The sequence below is a fragment of the Asticcacaulis excentricus CB 48 genome (assembly GCF_000175215.2).
GTDB classification, from domain to species: domain Bacteria; phylum Pseudomonadota; class Alphaproteobacteria; order Caulobacterales; family Caulobacteraceae; genus Asticcacaulis; species Asticcacaulis excentricus.
Window position 1 is genome coordinate 1,260,966 of the sequence record NC_014817.1, and the last position, 16,637, is coordinate 1,277,602.

The window sequence follows — 16,637 nt, forward strand, 5'->3', positions numbered from 1 at the left end:
TGGGTCAGAAGTGCCGGTTGACCGACAGCCACAGGGTGCGCGGCCTTAGCGGCGTATTCTGTGGCGCGGTGTCGAGCGCGAAGGGGTTACCATAGGCAAAACTGTTGCTCTTGTTGCCCGTCGCATTGGTGACGCGCAGGGCGATCGTATAGGGGCCCAGATCGGCACTGCTGCTGAGATCGAGATTGGTATAGCCCTTCATGCGGATCACCCGCGTGATACCGTAGTTGAGCGGGGAGCCGTCGCGATACGAAAGCACTGCGGCATTTTCAAACGGCAGTCGCCACAGGCGCCGGCGCCATTGGGTGCTGAGGCTGACCATGCGCGGCGAAATATAGGGCATCCCTTCTTCCAGCACCTTGGGATAGACGGGGTTGGTCCTATAAAGGTTGGGATCGCTGAACTGTGTGCGCACCTGCATTGTCAGGGTGTCGAACGGCCGCCAGCCGCCTTCGAGTTCGATCCCAGTGTTGCGGCCGTCGCCGATATTGAGCGTTACGGGCAGGCCTGTGGCGCGTAACTGATCCGACTGTATATCGCGCCATTCGATGTTATACAGGGCGGCATCGACCCGCAGCCGACCGTCCGGGGCGCGGTATTTCAAGCCCGCTTCGATACTGTGCAGGCGGTCGCCCTCATAGGTTGCGGGGATGATGGTCTTCTGCGCCGTGGTGGTGTTGAAGCCGCCGGTGCGAAACCCGTCCGACGACAGGGCATACAGCATCAGGGTGGTCGAGGGCTGATAGCTAAGCATCAGTTCGTGCGTCACTGGTGTGGCGTTGATGACGCCGGTAATGCGGCCTGACTGAGCATAGTCCACAAGGCGCACCCTCGCGATGTCGCTCAGTGTGCGGTGACGCGACCTTTGCGCGCGCAAGCCTACTGACAGCGACCATTTAGGCGCAAAATCCCAGGTGACCTTGGCAAAGGCGGCCACATCGTCGATGCGGTCGGAACGGTCCTCATCATAGAGAGTGCGCCGCGTAAAGACGTCGATCAGAAGGGGGGTAAAGCTTTCTTCGCTCCGCGCCGCAAATACCCCAGCCAGCCAGCGCACCGGACGGTCGGGCGGCGACACGTAGCTGGCTTCCACACTCGACAGGCGAATGGTCTGGTCTTCCTCGAAGAAGAGGACGCCCGAATTGGGGATGGTGACGTAGCGCCCGATCGGTTGCGCGTCATAGCCGGAGTGAATCTTATGACTCAAGCGGTTGAGCGCCAGGCGCCACGTCCCCGAAGAAGTGTCGCGCGTCAGCCCGAGCGCCAGGTTCTGAAAGATATTGTCGTGGGGTTCGGCCAGAGACAGGGCGCGGCGGTAAGGGCCCATGCGGCCCACAACATACTGGCTGTTGGAGGAGCGCAGATCCTGCACCATTACGGTCGAATCGAGCGTCAGGGTAGGGGTCGCCTGCCATTTGAACGAAAAGCGTCCGCCGGAACGTTCGGTATCGTTGCTGGCGTTCTTGGTCAGGGCCTCATCTTTGATAAAACCCGCCGATTTTTCGTCCCAGATGACGGCACGCAGGGCCGCCTCGCCCGGCAGGGGCAGGTTGATCATGCCGGTGGTCCGCCACGACGGCTTGCCCTCAGAGGCGGTGCCGAGCGCCACTCCGGCTTCGGCTTCGAAATGATCGAGCTGCGGCTTGTTGGTGACCAGTCGCACGACACCGGACAGCGCGCCCTGGCCATAGAGGTTGCCCTGCGGTCCCTTGAGGACTTCGAGGTGCGCCATATCCACCAGCAGCAGGTCAGGGTCTGGCGCGTTATAGGTGATTGGCGTGTCGTCAAGATAAAGGCCGACCATCGACTGGGTGCGTCCGGTCAGTACACTGTCAGAGACGCCGCGCAGGAAGATCTTGTCACGGCCGGGCCCCAGATTGGTCACCGTCATACCGGCCACGTGTGGCGCAAGGCTCGACAGGTCCGTATCATTGCCGGACAGGAGCGGTGGGGCTACTACGCTGACCCCGGCGGGGGTGTCGAATAGACGGCTGGGGTGACGCACCACAATGAGCGGAATATCGTCATTGGACGGTGGTGGCGTGGGGCCGGCCACGGGGCGGGGTTGGGTCGCGCGCGTCTCGCGCACCAGACGGAAGGTCACGGCATCGATTCGCTCGACGCGGCAGCGACTGCCCACAACCAGCTTTCGCAACGCTGTATTCGCAGAAAAACGCCCCTTGAGGGGCCGCACGGTCGCCTCGCATTGCACCGGATCGACGCCGCCGATCGAAATTCCGCTGCGAGCTGCCAGCGACATCAGGGCTTGCGGCAGGGGGGAGGGGGGAAGGTTAAAGTCGTAGGCACGGTCGGAGGCCCGGGCCACTGGGGCCCCCAGTAGGGACGTGCAGAAACTAGCGGTCAGAAGCCCGGCGGCGAAGATAGATGGCGTCTGGCGTCGTGCGGGCATCGACCGGTAGAAACTCAGTTATACGCCCGGCAACCGCGGTCTGCGAATCGAGGGTCAGGATGGCATTCAGCCTCAACTGCGCGGCGTCGCCTTCGACGATGATCGGCTTTTCGAAATACCGGTTCAGGTCGGCGGCCACGTCAGACAGCGGCAGATTGCGATAGATAGCACGGGATGATTGCCAGGCAAAGGCCTCCGCCGGATCGACCTTGGCCAGTTGCCGCGTGCCCGACGCTTCGCGGTAGGTGCCCAGATCACCGGGAAGAAGGCGCGAGGCCGCGCTGTGGTCGGCCATTTCGATCTGGCCTTCGCGCACGGCGACGCGCACCTCGCCATTGAAGCGGGCGACGTTGAATTCGGTGCCGATATCGGTGAGGGTCAGCTTACCGGTCAGCAGGCGAAACGGCTGATCGGCCTTGTGCGCTACGGTGACGGACACTTCGCCCTTGTCCAGCGTGACGGTGCGCGCAGAGCGCGTCATCTTCACTGAAAGGTGGGTATCGGTATTGAGCCTCAGCTGCGTCCCGTCAGCCAGCGTGATGGTTTGACGCTCGCCCTTATGCGTCGCGTAGGTCCGAACCGGCGACAGCGCGCCCGAGGCCATAAGGAAGACACCTGCAGCGACGGCGGTCAGACCCCCGACACCCATGGCCATCACTCCAAGCCGACGTGTCGGATTGCGAGGCGTCTGAGGCCGCACACTCGACCTTAGCGTTTGGACAGGCTCAGTCGCATCCAGCCCGCCCCACACGGTCAGGGCTTCGGCGTAGGCGCGGGCATGGCGCGGTGACATATCGAGCCAATCGGTCAGGGCAATGATGTCGAGCTCGCTGATCACGCCAGATTGCGCCCGGATCACCCAGTCGGCCGCTTCCGCTTCGATTTTCGCGTCGATGTCCGACATGGTTTGTGGCCTCTCTGACCAGATGACACCCTAATACGCCGTTACCCGTAAAAATTCCTTCGCACTGCGGACGATTAATTCAGCCGCCGACTTCGGTTTAGTGCGAGAAGGTGTTTAAGGGCGCTGCTGAGGTGTTTTTCGACCGAGCTGATCGAGATTTCGAGTCGGCGGGCTACCTCGGTCTGGCTTAGACCCTCCAGCTTGTGCATCCGGAAGATGTCACGCGTCCTTGGGGGGAGGGCGTCGATGTCGTTCAGCACGGCGCGCAGAGCCTGTCGTCCCCCGACCACGGCCTCGGCGTCCGGCGCAGCGTCGGCTTCGCCGGTCATTTGCGGGTTGAGCGCCTGCCACGCCTCTTCGCGCGCATCGCGCCGGGTCAGGGTGCGGCGGCGGTTGAGCCACAGATTGTTCGCCATGCGGAAGAGAAAGGCGAGAGGTTCCTCGATCTCCCCCTCAATGCCGCCACGCATCAGGCGCAAATAGAGGTCCTGAAGCACGTCCTCGGCGCTCGCCTCGTCGCCGCACAGCCGCGTCAGGTAGCGCAGAAGCACGTCGCGTTTGGCGAAATAGATTTCCGACAGGCGCGCGGTGGGGGTCATCGGCTCTCTGAGGCGTGATCGGGATACAGATATAAGGGCGAATTCCCTTCGCGGACAAGCCTTTATGCCCGGCCAAAGGATGTTAAAGTAAAAAAATCATAAAAATTTTTTGAAAGGGCATGAGGGTACGCGTTTCGGTCGGTGTCATCGCTACAGGAGGCTCCTCCGGAAGGTGACCATTCGTCCTGCGGGGGACAGTGGATGCCGGGGTCTCCATCTTAAACCTGAACCGGGCGTCGTGAATCTGCGACGTCCGGATTTTCTTCCGGTTTTCCTCTGAGCGGGACCAGTGACATGCGTTTGCTGAACATCATGCTGACGAAGGCGAAGGGGGGAGACGGCCTGATGGCGCGCCACTACCACGACGCCCTAACGGCAGAAGGGTATGAGGTGCTCAGCATCGGCCATCCGGACGGCATGTTGTCCGATATGCTGGGTTTTCGTCCCCTCAACAACCGTTTCATTTCTGACCCGATCTGCGCGCTGCGTCTGGCGGGCTATGCACGCAGCTTCCGCCCCGATCTGATTATTGCGCACGGCAACCGCGCCGGCCGCGCCTGTTTGCTGCCCTTCATCGGCACGCGCCAGCGCACGGTGCAGGTACTGCACACTCCGTCCTATAAACCACATCTGAAAGATTTGTCAGGCGCCTTGTGCGTGAGTGGCCGAGTGCGCGAAGGCGCTGAGACGCGATTTCCCGAGCTGCGCCTATTCGACGTGGCCAATTTCTCGCACTTGCGCGCCTTGCCAGTAAAATCAAAGCCCAATTCCGTGCCGGTGATCGGGGCCATGGGGCGCCTGCATTCGATTAAGGGCTTTGACCTGCTGCTCGAAGCCTGCGTCGAGCTGCGCGCCGCCGGTCAGCGGTTTGAACTGCGAATCGCCGGTGATGGGCCGGAACGTACGTCTTTGGAGGCCCTGACCCGACAGTTGCGCCTTGAGGACCATGTGCGTTTCTGTGGCTGGGCCGAAGACCCGCTGACCTTCCTGCATGGCGTCGATCTGTTTGTCGTGCCGTCGCGTGAAGAGTCGTTTGGTCTGGTCGTCATCGAAGCCCTGGCCGCCGGGGTGCCGGTGGTGGCGTCGGACACCGAAGGCCCGCGCGAAGTGCTGCGCGGGGGTCAGTTCGGAGCCCTGTTCCCCAAGGAAAACACCACCGCTCTGGCGCAGGCCCTGGGTGGTGTACTGGATAACGGGATGCAGTGGCTGCGTCGCGCCCGCGAAGCGCAGGCCTATGCCATAGACTCTTTCGGCTTTGAGGCGGGCCGTCGCCGCCTGCGCCGCACCGTCGAGGCGCTGGCGTGATCGAACTCTGGCAGGCGGGGTTTGTTCCACGCCCTATTGACGATGTAGTGCGGACGCCGCCGCGCGCCGATGAGGTTATCTGGCTGCCGTCGCAGGGATCATTCCGCTTCGTCGCCGACCCGTTTGGTCTTAGTCGCGATGAGGGCCTGACCGTTTTTGCAGAGACCTGGGATTACCGGGTCAAGCGCGGGGAAATTCATTACTTTCAATATGATAATGAGCATAAGCTTGTCGGTTCGGGCCCGGCCCTGATCACGCCTTTCCACCTGTCCTATCCCTTCTTGATTGAGGAAGCGGGTGAACTCTATATGCTGCCCGAAGCGCACAAGAGTGGCGTTTTGACCCTCTATCGCTGCGAACGCTTCCCCGACCGCTGGGTGCCGGTCATGGCCCTGCTGGAGGTGCCCGCCATCGACGCCACCGTGGTCAAACATGACGGGCGCTGGTGGATGTTTTACGCCCTTCCGGGGGCTGAGCGGCGGGCCATGCGTGAACTGCATGTGGCCTATGCCGATAATCTGTTGGGGCCATGGCAGCCGCACGCCGCCAATCCGGTGCGGGCGGGTTTGGACACCTCACGCCCAGGCGGCACGCCCTTTGTCCGCGATGGTAGGCTGCACCTGCCCATGCAGGATTGCGTGGCGACCTATGGCGCGGCGATCAACCTGCTGCGTATCGACACCCTGACGCCGGACCGCTTCTGCGCCGGGCCGGTGGCGCGTCTGACGGGGCAGGGCCTGCTGGAAGGCTATGGCTGCGGTTTCCACACTCTGTCCGGGCACGGAGGCGTGACCTTTATCGACGTCAAGCGTCTGCATCGCTCAGCGGCGGAACCGCTGATCAAGCTGCAATTCAAGTTGCGGAAGGCTCTGGGCAGGGGGTAACGGCCTGCGCCAAGTCGCGCCAAGCGGCCTCATCCCAGAAGCGCCGCGCTTGACCCGATGGCGACGGCAGAACCCTCAACGACGTCTCTCCGGCCTTGCCCGCCTGCAGCCCCAGCGCAATCTTCCCCGTCGGCCGCTCCAGGAAAACACTGGCCGCCGTTTTTGAAGTAAAGGCCAGATGCTGCGGTGCATATGCCGCGATCTTGGCCGTTAAGGCCTCGGCATCCCATGCCTCTGCGGGCAGGTCCACATCATTGCCGTAGTGCGCCTTGCACAGGTCGGTCAGCCCGATCCCATAGTCGAGCAAACGTGGATAGTCGGTGGGTGCGAGTCGTTCAGGGGTCAGACCCACACCGTACAAGGTGCGCCAGAAAAAATTCCCCGGGTGGGCATAATAGGCACGCTTCTGCGCTGACACCCGCCCCAGCGCCGTGCCGCAAAAGACCAGTTTCAGCCCCGGCCGCAACAGGTCCGGCACCCTGTGCCCGTCAGGCAAAAGACCAGCACGGTTCAGGTGGGTCATGAGGTCCGGCTCAAAACAAGGGCCTCCGATGGGCAGCGGCTCAGCCCCTGCACCCATTATAAGCCCGGCACAAAGGCGTTTGCGCCCGTCTGGCCGCGGTGACGCAGATAGGCGTCGAGCAGGGTGCAGCTCATCATCGCCTCAGCCACCGGTACAGCGCGGATACCGACGCAGGGGTCGTGGCGGCCCTTGGTGCGGATATCGACGTCCTTGCCGTCAATGTCGATCGACTGACGCTCGGTCAGGATGGACGACGTCGGCTTGAGCGCCAGACGCGCCACAATCGTCTGACCCGTCGAAATGCCGCCCAATATGCCGCCCGCGTGGTTGGACAGGAATTCGATACCGTCCGGTCCCATGCGCATTTCATCGGCGTTCTGCTCGCCGGACAGGTTAGCCGCGTTGAAGCCGTCGCCGATTTCAACGCCCTTGACGGCGTTAATCGACATCAGATTGGCCGCAAGGTCCGAATCCAGCTTGCCATAGATGGGCGCACCCCAGCCGGCGGGCACGCCTTCTGCCTGCACCTCGACCACCGCGCCGATGGATGAGCCCGCCTTGCGGATGCCATCGAGATAGTCTTCGAAATGCGCCAGCGTGCTGGCGTCCGGAGAAAACAGCGGGTTCTGATCGACCTGCGCCCAGTCCCAGTGCGCGCGGTCGATAGGGTGGACCCCCAGTTGCACAAGGGCGGCGCGCACCGCGATCTGCGGCCCGATCAGGGTTTTCAGCACCTTCAGCGCCACAGCCCCGGCGGCGACGCGCGCTGCGGTTTCACGCGCGCTGGAGCGGCCCCCGCCGCGATAGTCGCGGATACCGTACTTGGCAAAATAGGTGTAGTCGGCGTGGCCCGGCCGGAACTGACGCGCGATTTCACCGTAGTCCTTCGAGCGCTGATCTGTATTTTCGATCAGCACCGAGATCGGGGTGCCGGTCGTCTTCCCTTCAAACACCCCCGACAAAATCTTCGCTTCGTCGGCTTCGCGGCGCTGGGTGACAAAGCGCGAGCCACCCGGCTTGCGGCGGTCGAGCGCGCCTTGCAAATCGACCTCTGATAGCGCGATCCCCGGCGGGCAGCCGTCAATCACGCAGCCGAGCGCCGGTCCGTGGCTTTCGCCCCAGGTGGTAACGCGGAAAAGATGACCGAAGCTGTTGTGCGACATATATTTAGCCTTGATTTTTATGCCGTGGCCTTACGGCACTTCTGCGGGGCGCGCAACTCAATCGTGTTGAAGTTTCAGGCCCACTTGCGATGAAATTCGGCCAGTAGGTCTGAGGCCGGGCGCAGCGGCGTCTCAACGGCCTCAAAACGCAGGTGTAGGTCGCCCGCCGGATAACGCGCCGTGGCGGGCAGGCCTAACCCTTTGAGCGTCAGACGGTTGTCGACGGCCTCGCTCAAATCGACCGTCTGCGGGCCGTGCGGTGTCTCGACGCGCACCTGTCTGCCCAGTCGCAGACGCCGGGCATCGACTGGCACACTTAGGCACAGATCATGGCCCTCAACGTGCCGCTCATCGCGCCGTTCGATCTCGATGCGGAAGACGTATTCGGTGCCGCCCGGGCGTGTGGCCTTCAGCCGCAGCCGCTCTCCGTCACGCAGACCGGGGGGCAGCGTCATGCGCAGCGATTTACGATGCATCAGGCTGCGACCGGGTCCGGCGTCATGGATAAGCTCCAGCGGTAACGGCACATCGGTGACGATGGGGCCGCCCTTGACGGCCACTTCGGCACTTAGGCGCAGCGGCTCAGCCGTGTCAGACAGTTCTTCTATGATTTCCGACATGTCCGGGCCATTCCTGATCTGACGCATCAGGAGATCGCGGGCCAGAATCAACCTCCGCAAGGGGGCCTCTGAGCGGCTCAGGTCCGGATGCGCGCGCTTGGCCAGCCGTCGAAAGGCCGCCTGGACGTCGTGGCCGCTGACCGGTTCGCTGAGACCAAGGACGCTGAGGGCTGAAGTTCGGTTCATTCTGAAGGGGCAGACAAGGGAGTTGTTGACGCACTGTGCCCGCCTATGGTCAACAGCGGGTTAATGACCGTTATGCGCGGCCATCAAACCGACCGGACCCTTTCGGCGTAAAGGTTAAATCGCGCGCTGGTGTCTGGCGATGCGGTGTGTGGAGAAATACTATGTCCCGTTCTGATCTTATCCCGCCCAGCCCCGACTATGCCGAGGCCCACGCGGCCAATGAGGCCGATATCGACGGCGCCGAGCCATTTGACCTATTCGGTCAATGGTTGATAGACGCGCGAGCCAAGGAGCCGAACGACCCTAACGCCATGACCGTGGCCACGGTGGACGCCGATGGCATGCCGGACGCGCGCATGGTTCTGCTCAAGGATTTCGACCTGCGGGGCTTTGTTTTCTATACCAATACCCAAAGCGCCAAGGGCCGTCAGATACTGAGCGCGCACAAGGCGGCGCTGCTGTTTCACTGGAAATCGCTGCGCCGTCAGGTGCGTATCCGCGGCGCAGTCGAACTCGTTAGCGAGGCTGAGGCGGACGAATATTTCGCTACGCGCGCCCGCAATTCGCAGATCGGGGCCTGGGCGTCGGAGCAGTCGCGGCCGCTGGAAAGCCGCTTTGCGCTGGAAAGGCGCGTCGCGGAATTTGGTCTGAAATTCGGTATCGGGTCCGTGCCGCGTCCGCCGCACTGGACGGGGTTCCGCATCGTGCCGAGCGCAATGGAATTCTGGCGCGATAAGCCGTTCCGGCTGCACGACCGCCTCAAGTTCGAACGCGCCGGCGACGGGTGGGTGAAGTCGAGGCTCTATCCGTAAAAATTCGATACTTAGAGGCTGTTCGGGCGTTTTTGTAAAGCCACAAATTACAAAGATTTTGGCTTTCAGGTTGCTCTCCCGGGGTCGGATAGTCTTGAGGGCCAGCGCCAATCTGTGTAGCCTGTTGTTTCTCAATAGGGTTCGGAGCGTCAGCCTGAGACCCGCCACGCGGGCGGGAGGCGTCGGTGTCTATCCGTGGCACACCTTATCCGTCGCACCACCCTGACGGATCGGGAGTGTAGAAGGGCCGCACGTCAGACACGCTGAGGCCCGCTACACGGGCAGCTTCTATGCCCTCGTCGCTGTCCTCATAGGCGTGGGCCTCTGACGGCGCGACGCCCACACGACGACAGGCCTCAAGATAAAGGTCCGGTGCCGGTTTGCCGATGCCCGTATCTTCGAATGTCACCACCCCATCAAAGCAGTCATAAAGCCCGATGGCCTTTAACGTCGCCTCGACGATGTCTTTCTGTCCGCCAGAACAGACCCCCAGTCTCATCTTACCATAATAGCCCCTGACCAGCGCTTCGGTGGCCGCGATTGCCCGCACGGCGTCGATATGGTCAAGAAAAAGGGGCGCATTGCGTGCGGCGACCGCCTCGGCGTCGAAGGGCACGCCGGTCTCCTGCACCACGGCCTCTAATAGGGCTTTACGCGACCAACCCAACCGCACGGCGTAAAAGTCAGTGCCGAAGTCGATGCCATAGGGCGCTAACGCCGCCCGAAACGCGCCGTAATGGGCGGCGAAGGTGTCGGCCAGCGTCCCGTCGCAATCGAAGATCAGGGCTTTGGCGTGCGCCGGCGGGTGCAGGGAGTCAGCAAACATCATCCGAACTGTCTATACCAACCGCCCCGTCATGGCTTGACGAAAACGCGCGCTGAGTCCAGACAGACAGGGTTTCCCCGTATCCTGAGTATTCTGCATGACCGCCCCCCTTTCGCCCGACGCGTTGCCTGACGCCCTTATTGCGCATTTGTCGGAAGGTGCCGATGACATCATCACCACCTCCTGCGCTGTGGTGATCCTGAAGGGTAAGCGCGCATACAAGGTCAAAAAGAGTGTTGATTACGGCTTTCTCGACTTCACCTCCGTCGAAAAGCGCCGCAAGGCTCTACTGCGCGAACTGCGCTACAATCAGCGCATGGCCGCGGACATATATCTGGGGGTTGAGGAGATCAGGGGTGAAAGCGTGCTGGTCATGCGTCGCTTCGATACCGCCGGGGTGCTGGCCGAACAGAGCCAGTCGCGCGCGAACTGGACGCCCGACCTCGACCTGATGCACGACCTGGGGCAGATCGTAGCGCAATTCCACGCCGGGTCGGAAATTTGCCGTGACGCGGAACACGAATTCAACATCAAGTATGTTATCGACTCGAACAAAAAGAATATTGAAGTCTTCCGCGCCGAGTTGGGGGCCGAGGCGGTGGACGTTTATGACCGCACCATTCAGGCCGCCTATGCGGAACTGGTCGCGGATGTGAAACGTCGCTTTTCCGAAGGCTATGTACGTCACTGCCACGGCGATCTGCACCTCGGCAATATCCTGATCGAAAACGACAGGCCAGTGCTTTTCGACTGTATCGAGTTCAATGAGCGCCTCAGCCAAATCGACGTGCTCTATGATCTGGCCTTTCTGCTGATGGACCTGTGGGTGAGGGGGCATGACGCTGCCGCCAATACAGTGCTCAACATCTATGTCGAAAAGGCCGCGCGGCTGGAGGACGACATTCACAGCGTTTATGCCGGGCTGAAGCTGCTGCCGCTCTATATGTCGGTGCGTGCCGGGGTGCGATGCCACGTCAATGCCAACTATGGCGGCACGCCCAACTACGCTATGGAGAAGGCGAAAATGTATCTTCAGGCGGCCCAGGCCTTCTTGGAGATGAAGCCGGCCGAACTTCTGGCCGTGGGTGGCCTGTCCGGATCGGGCAAGAGCACCCATTCGCGCCATATCGCGCCGGAGACGGGCCGCGCCCCGGGTGCGCTGGTGCTGCGGTCTGACGAGATGCGCAAGCGCCTGTGGGCCTGCCCCGAGTTCGAGACTCTGCCCAAAGAGGCCTATACGCCGGAAGAAAATGCGCGGGTGTACACGCACCTGTTCGATCTGGCGCGTACGGCGTTGCAAAGCGGTCAGGCAGTCATTCTCGACGCCACGTTCCGCAATCAGGACCGCGCGCGCGAAGCGAAGGCTTTGGCGCAAGGGCAGGGCGTCGCTTTCCGAGCTTTGTGGATGGACGTCACGGCGGATGAGCGCCTAAGGCGTGTCCTGCAAAGGCGTAACGACGTGTCGGACGCCACACCGGATATTGCCGGCGCGCAGACCGATCCTCAACTGGACACGACAATCTGGACACTGACGCCGAACCCGTGATCGGCTTAAGGTAAATATCGCGTGAACGGGTGCATTTTTGACACCTTCCCTGCGTATTGTTCGCGCAACAACAGGTACACCGGTGACGCGGCCTTTTGATTGTCAGAGAGTCGGCCGGGGCACAGTAAAGAGTTTAGGGTTGGGACAAAGTGTCTGACGAAATGACGCATTTTGACGGCGAAACCGCAGTGGACACTGGGCGGTCGCGCAAGAAGGGCTTTGGCTTTGCGCCAATCGCCTTTGTCATCAGCCTGTTCGCCCCCTTAACCTACCTAACGGCCATGCTGGCCACACGCACGGGCTATATCAGCTACGATCTGGGCTTCAACACCATCGCCCTGAATTATGTGCCGAAGATGGCCACGATGGCCATGATCCTGTCGGCCCTGTCGCTGCTGATCTCGCTGTTCAAGGCACCGAAAACCTACGGACCGTGGGCCTTGGGCGCGGTGCTGGTGTCGGGATCAGTGCTGGCTTGTTATTATGCCTATGAGCTGCGGCTGAAGTCCAGTCCGCCGATTCACGAAGTGGCGACCGACTGGGAACGCCCAGTCACCTTCTCGACCAAGCTGATCGAGGCGCGTGGCCCCGCGGCGCACGTCGTGGAAGACGCCCCCTATGTCGGGCGTAACGTCGCCTATGAATGGGCGGGTCAGTCGCTGGCGGCCATCAATGCCCAGACCTGCCCACTGGCGTCGTCGGTTATGGGCCATACAAAAGACGCCGAGGCGGTGGCCCGCATCCTCACAGAGCAGGGCTATGTGATCTTCGGCAAATCCGACTGGCGCGTCGAAGCTACCTGGGAAGACCCGTGGTGGGGCAACAGATCGGACATCGTGGTGCGACTCGATCCGGACAAGACAGATATCCGCTCGGTCAGCCGCGAGGAGGCCGTCGATCTGGGTGGAAATTGCCAGCGTGTCACGGCGCTGATTGCGCGCCTCAAATCATAGATTTTATGCCACACAGAGCGGCTTAAGACTTGCTTTACCCTCTTCATCTGTCGAGAGGAGCCCGTCATGCTGTCCCGTTTTGGCCTTTTTGTTTCAAAACGCGCCCTTTATCTGGCCACGGGCTGGCTGATCCTGTTTGCGGCGCAAATGACTGTTGCCAGTTGTACCCCCGAACCCGTTAGCGGTTATGCCATGCGTATCAGCGCCGAACGCTGATCCCCCAAGCGTAACACCCGAATAAAACACCGATTCATGCGGCGGACCAATGGTCACAATGGCGCGCCATATTCATAATGCAGTGCAATATAAAAAGCGTCGGATTCCGAAAAAAAGTTTCTAAAGAAACAAGTATGCATTTATCCGGGATGGGGGAATAGCCGTCCGAAGCTGCGCTTTTGTGGGGATAAACGCAGCTTTTTATCTGCAAAAATTTGAAATCTTCCAGATGCTTGTGAAGCTTGAGCCTCTAAAGATAAAGTGACGTATCTGCGCAGCTGCGGCGCTCTCCTGTTAGAAAATTGAAAAAATTAGATATTTCGATTTTCCGCCTATTTTGCGTTTCGGTTGGGAAGTTGTTGCGCCTTATTCACACCCTTCCGTTTCTGGTGTGACTTAATTGAAACAGGTTGCAGTCGTAATTTAATCTTTCATGACGCACGATTGACGGAATTATGACGCGGGTGCCTAACTTGGCCCAACAGCCGGGCACGGCTGCATAACAATGGGCCTTGAACTCTCTGCAAGGCCCTAAATCCGGAGAACTAGAGTGATCAACAAATCGAAGCGATCAGGCCTGATGGTCTCGACGACGCTGTGCGGTGCGCTGCTGTCGGCAGTGGCCCTCTCGGCAATCACCTCGGTCGTACCGACCGTTGCTGTGGCACAAGACCTTACGTCTGGTACCCTGGCAGGCACTGTCAAATCTGAAGAAGGTAAAGCAGCCGCTGGTGCCACGGTTGTCATCACAGGCGAGTCGAACGGCTACACCACGACAGCAAAGACCGGCGTCGACGGCACCTTCAAGATGTCTCAGATCCCGCTCGGTCGTTACACCGTTTCCATCACCACGGCTTCTGGTGCCAAGGCGGAGGAGACTGTTTTAGTCACACTTGGCGCCGTTTCAAACTATGAGTTCACCGCTGGTGGTTCCTCGATTGAAACTGTAGTCGTCCGTGGGAAGGCCCGTAGAAATCTAGACTTCGACCGCACCACCACAGGTTCGGTGCTTGACGTGCAAACAGTGGCTGAGCGTATCCCTGTCGGGCGCTCCATCGAAGCGTTGGCCGATCTCGTGCCAGGCATCACGATCAATGACGTTTTCGGTCCGCCGTCAATCTCAGGCGCGTCCCCAGCGGAAAACATCTACTACGTTAACGGTATGAATGTTACCAACTTCCGCAACTTCCTGGGCGGTACGACCATCCCGTTCGACTTTTATGAACAAATTGAAGTCAAAACTGGTGGCTATTCAGCGGAATATGGCCGTTCGACCGGCGGCGCTTTCATTGCTACCACTCGTTCAGGCTCCAACACGTTCAAGGGTGGTGTTTCGCTCTACTACACTCCCGATTCGTTGGCATCAAAGTCGCAAGTGGTTGCTTCCGACCTCAATGATGCCGATAGCGACTTGCACACATACTTCCAGGGCCGGACCGGGATAGACCAAAAAGAGGCTAACGTTTGGCTTTCGGGTCCGATTGTTAAGGATCATGTTTACTTCTTCGCTTTTTACAATCCACGCGACTTCTCACAATCGTCCAGAGCCTCTTACGGTAATGGGTCGACAAACTATGTTGAAGAGGCAGAACAGAAAGATCCGTTCTGGGGCGGAAAACTCGACTTTGTTCTGAACCCTAACCATCGCCTTGAAGTAACTTATTTCAGCGACGATCAAACCGAAGCTACACACCATTTTGACGCGGGTGATCCGGTAGACAAGCTCGTCAACAACTCGACCGGAGGCAAGACGCAAGTTTACAAATATACGGGTAAATTTACTGACTGGTTTACTCTGTCTATGCTTTACGGGAAATCGTCATATAACCAGACGATTAAGTCATTCCTTGATGACGCAAATGCCGTGTATTTGGACGGGGCAGTTGTGCGTGGTAATCCTGCTATCCTGGTTGAAGAAGGCGACGACAACCGCGAAAACTTCCGCGTTGACGGTGACTTCTATTTTAATTTGTTGGGCAAGCATCACCTGAAGGTTGGTTACGATTTAGAACAACTCACTGCTAATGTGATTTCACGCTATTCCGGCGGTGGTTACTACCGTTATTACAACGCCGGGAGCGCCATCTGCGGTGGTGCGGGCTCGGCGCAATGCGTTCGCCTGCGTGAATACTCGAACAGCGGTGGCTTTGATGTCGAAAATACATCGTTCTACGCGCAGGATAGTTGGGAAATAAACGATCGTTTGGCTCTTAACCTCGGTTTGCGCGCTGACAAGTTCACAAACAAAAACGCGGCTGGTGATGCTTTCATCGAGACTGATTATCTTATCGCACCGCGTGTCGGCTTGTCGTATGACGTTTATGGTGACAAGTCGATGAAGATGACTGCCTTCTTCGGGCGGTATTATTTGCCTATTGCTGGTAACACGAATATTCGCCTGGCTGGCGGCGAGCTGTTCACCCAAAAGGTTTACACATGGACCACGCGTGATGCAAACACGTTGGTCCCGACACTGGGGACGTTGGTCAGCGAAGCCACTTTCTCGGATGGCAGTATTCCTGAGGCTTCGACTCTCGTCTCTCAAAACATCGACCCGCAGTATCAGGATGAGTTCATCGTTGGCGTTCAAAAGCGCTTCGAAAATGGCTGGAAAGCTGGCGTCACCTTTACTTACCGTAAGCTTGGCGCGGCCATGGAAGACGTTAATTTGTACTATGTGAATAATGACGTATGCTCTTACCTGGGTATTGATGCGACATCTTGCAACAACGGTACATTTGGTGGCTCTGGATATGTGTTGCTGAATCCAGGTAAAGATGCCGTAATTACACTTGGTTCCGACTTTGGGACCACGTGGGGCGGCAGAACGGTAACTATTCCTGCTGATGTTCTCGGCTATCCAGAAGCGAAGCGGAATTATCAAGGGGTTACCTTTGATTTTGAGCGTCCGTGGGACGGAAAGTGGTCTCTCGGAGGATCTTTGACCCTATCCAGCACCAAGGGTAACATTGAAGGTGGTGTGAAATCCGACAATGGTCAGGACGATACTGGCCTTACGCAAGATTTCGATGAAGTGGGTTGGACCGACGGTTCGTTTGGTTTCCTGCCTAACCACCATGGTTACAATCTCAAGGCATTCGGTACTTATCAGTTTAATGATAATCTGCGTGGCGGCTTCAATGCCTCCATCTTGTCCCCGCGTAAGTATGGCTGCATTGGATACTATCCGACTCCGTCTGATGGTCGCGCCGTAGATACGACACTGACTGCTTGGTACTGCGATAGCAAGCTGACGCCTCGTGGTTCCTCCTTCGATGGCGAGTGGATCAAGCGGCTTGATCTCAACCTCACTTGGGAACAACCCATACCGATAGGTACGGTAAAGTTGACAGCTGATGTGTTTAACGTGTTCAACGCCAAGGGCGCAGACCAGTTCCACGAAGAAGGGGAATACACTGGTGTGGGTGAATACCGTGAGACATACGCCATGCCATCGAGCTATCAGACCCCGCGCTACGTGCGTCTCGGCCTGAAGTACGAGTTCTAGGCTTACCTTCTCTTAGGCAAAAGAAGCGGCGGCAGGGCAATCTGCCGTCGTTTTCTTTTTGGTGCGCCAAGCCTGAGCGCTCTCCTTTGGGGGCCACCACAAGTTGACCAAAGGGAACGAAGTGGAGCGCAACGGACCCGGTTGCCAGGTGGTGTGGCAGGGGCGCGGTTAACGTCAGCTTC

14 protein-coding genes are annotated in these 16,637 nt (G+C 59.4%); 7 read left to right on the forward strand and 7 right to left on the reverse strand.

Translation table 11 applies throughout. From position 1 onward, the window contains the following. Nucleotides 1-4: 4 nt before the first annotated feature. From ASTEX_RS17265 to ASTEX_RS17275, 3 genes are all read right to left on the reverse strand, one after another. Nucleotides 5-2,326 carry a TonB-dependent receptor gene (locus tag ASTEX_RS17265; protein WP_168148172.1) on the reverse strand — a complete coding sequence of 774 codons (2,322 nt, stop codon included), beginning with the start codon at nt 2,324-2,326 and terminating at the stop codon, nt 5-7. Between the two features lie 28 nt (nt 2,327-2,354). Then, entirely contained in the window at nt 2,355-3,314 is a 960-nt protein-coding gene (locus ASTEX_RS17270) for a FecR family protein (protein ID WP_013480922.1), read from the reverse strand. A gap of 74 nt (nt 3,315-3,388) precedes the next feature. Further along, nucleotides 3,389-3,913, reverse strand: coding sequence for an RNA polymerase sigma factor (locus ASTEX_RS17275; protein ID WP_013480923.1), 525 nt, complete (start codon nt 3,911-3,913; stop codon nt 3,389-3,391). A 294-nt stretch (nt 3,914-4,207) separates the two neighbouring features. Here ASTEX_RS17275 and ASTEX_RS17280 point away from each other — a divergent pair, with 294 nt between their 5' ends. Continuing rightward, complete coding sequence (locus ASTEX_RS17280) at nt 4,208-5,218, forward strand: glycosyltransferase (protein WP_013480924.1); 1,011 nt, start codon at nt 4,208-4,210, stop codon at nt 5,216-5,218. After that, entirely contained in the window at nt 5,215-6,102 is an 888-nt protein-coding gene (locus ASTEX_RS17285) for a glucosamine inositolphosphorylceramide transferase family protein (RefSeq protein WP_013480925.1), read from the forward strand. Before ASTEX_RS17280 ends, ASTEX_RS17285 begins: the two co-directional genes overlap by 4 nt. On the opposite strand, the gene ASTEX_RS17290 is transcribed toward ASTEX_RS17285, so the two are convergent. The 3 genes from ASTEX_RS17290 to ASTEX_RS19540 form a co-directional block, all read right to left on the reverse strand. Next, nucleotides 6,071-6,625: a mismatch-specific DNA-glycosylase gene (locus ASTEX_RS17290; RefSeq protein ID WP_013480926.1), complete on the reverse strand. Its 555-nt coding sequence runs from the start codon at nt 6,623-6,625 to the stop codon at nt 6,071-6,073. The two genes, ASTEX_RS17285 and ASTEX_RS17290, sit on opposite strands and share 32 nt — an antisense overlap. 56 nt (nt 6,626-6,681) lie before the next feature. After that, complete coding sequence (aroC, locus tag ASTEX_RS17295) at nt 6,682-7,788, reverse strand: chorismate synthase (RefSeq protein WP_013480927.1); 1,107 nt, start codon at nt 7,786-7,788, stop codon at nt 6,682-6,684. A gap of 74 nt (nt 7,789-7,862) precedes the next feature. Continuing rightward, nucleotides 7,863-8,594 (reverse strand): DnaJ C-terminal domain-containing protein, encoded by a 732-nt coding sequence (locus tag ASTEX_RS19540; RefSeq protein ID WP_013480928.1) that lies wholly within the window; start codon nt 8,592-8,594, stop codon nt 7,863-7,865. A gap of 161 nt (nt 8,595-8,755) precedes the next feature. Here ASTEX_RS19540 and pdxH point away from each other — a divergent pair, with 161 nt between their 5' ends. Continuing rightward, a complete protein-coding gene (gene pdxH, locus ASTEX_RS17310; protein ID WP_013480929.1) occupies nt 8,756-9,406 on the forward strand; it encodes a pyridoxamine 5'-phosphate oxidase in 651 nt (216 codons plus the stop codon). 205 nt (nt 9,407-9,611) lie between these two features. Here pdxH and ASTEX_RS17315 read toward each other — a convergent pair whose 3' ends face one another. Then, nucleotides 9,612-10,235, reverse strand: coding sequence for an HAD family hydrolase (locus tag ASTEX_RS17315; protein ID WP_144004758.1), 624 nt, complete (start codon nt 10,233-10,235; stop codon nt 9,612-9,614). A 94-nt stretch (nt 10,236-10,329) separates the two neighbouring features. On the opposite strand from ASTEX_RS17315, the gene ASTEX_RS17320 reads away from it, so the two are divergent. The 4 genes from ASTEX_RS17320 (at nt 10,330) to ASTEX_RS17330 (ending at nt 16,455) form a co-directional block, all read left to right on the forward strand. Then, on the forward strand, nt 10,330-11,778 hold the full coding sequence (locus tag ASTEX_RS17320) for a bifunctional aminoglycoside phosphotransferase/ATP-binding protein (RefSeq protein ID WP_013480931.1): 1,449 nt from the start codon (nt 10,330-10,332) through the stop codon (nt 11,776-11,778). A 149-nt stretch (nt 11,779-11,927) separates the two neighbouring features. Beyond that, a complete protein-coding gene (locus ASTEX_RS17325; protein ID WP_245532562.1) occupies nt 11,928-12,731 on the forward strand; it encodes a DUF1499 domain-containing protein in 804 nt (267 codons plus the stop codon). Nucleotides 12,732-12,797: 66 nt separating this feature from the next. Beyond that, complete coding sequence (locus tag ASTEX_RS20600) at nt 12,798-12,947, forward strand: hypothetical protein (protein WP_013480933.1); 150 nt, start codon at nt 12,798-12,800, stop codon at nt 12,945-12,947. 550 nt (nt 12,948-13,497) lie between these two features. Then, nucleotides 13,498-16,455, forward strand: a complete 2,958-nt coding sequence (locus ASTEX_RS17330) for a TonB-dependent receptor (RefSeq protein ID WP_013480934.1) — start codon at nt 13,498-13,500, stop codon at nt 16,453-16,455. The last annotated feature ends 182 nt before the right edge of the window (nt 16,456-16,637 follow it).

What these genes read in the sequence shown, in the direction of transcription:
- ASTEX_RS17275 (WP_013480923.1), bottom strand. Translation starts at nt 3,913, where the DNA reads ATGACCCCCACCGCGCGCCTGTCGGAAATCTATTTCGCCAAACGCGAC.
- aroC (WP_013480927.1), bottom strand. Translation starts at nt 7,788, where the DNA reads ATGTCGCACAACAGCTTCGGTCATCTTTTCCGCGTTACCACCTGGGGC.
- ASTEX_RS17315 (WP_144004758.1), bottom strand. Translation starts at nt 10,235, where the DNA reads ATGATGTTTGCTGACTCCCTGCACCCGCCGGCGCACGCCAAAGCCCTG.
- ASTEX_RS17280 (WP_013480924.1), top strand. Translation starts at nt 4,208, where the DNA reads ATGCGTTTGCTGAACATCATGCTGACGAAGGCGAAGGGGGGAGACGGC.
- ASTEX_RS17320 (WP_013480931.1), top strand. Translation starts at nt 10,330, where the DNA reads ATGACCGCCCCCCTTTCGCCCGACGCGTTGCCTGACGCCCTTATTGCG.
- ASTEX_RS19540 (WP_013480928.1), bottom strand. Translation starts at nt 8,594, where the DNA reads ATGAACCGAACTTCAGCCCTCAGCGTCCTTGGTCTCAGCGAACCGGTC.
- ASTEX_RS17270 (WP_013480922.1), bottom strand. Translation starts at nt 3,314, where the DNA reads ATGTCGGACATCGACGCGAAAATCGAAGCGGAAGCGGCCGACTGGGTG.
- ASTEX_RS17290 (WP_013480926.1), bottom strand. Translation starts at nt 6,625, where the DNA reads ATGACCCACCTGAACCGTGCTGGTCTTTTGCCTGACGGGCACAGGGTG.
- ASTEX_RS20600 (WP_013480933.1), top strand. Translation starts at nt 12,798, where the DNA reads ATGCTGTCCCGTTTTGGCCTTTTTGTTTCAAAACGCGCCCTTTATCTG.
- pdxH (WP_013480929.1), top strand. Translation starts at nt 8,756, where the DNA reads ATGTCCCGTTCTGATCTTATCCCGCCCAGCCCCGACTATGCCGAGGCC.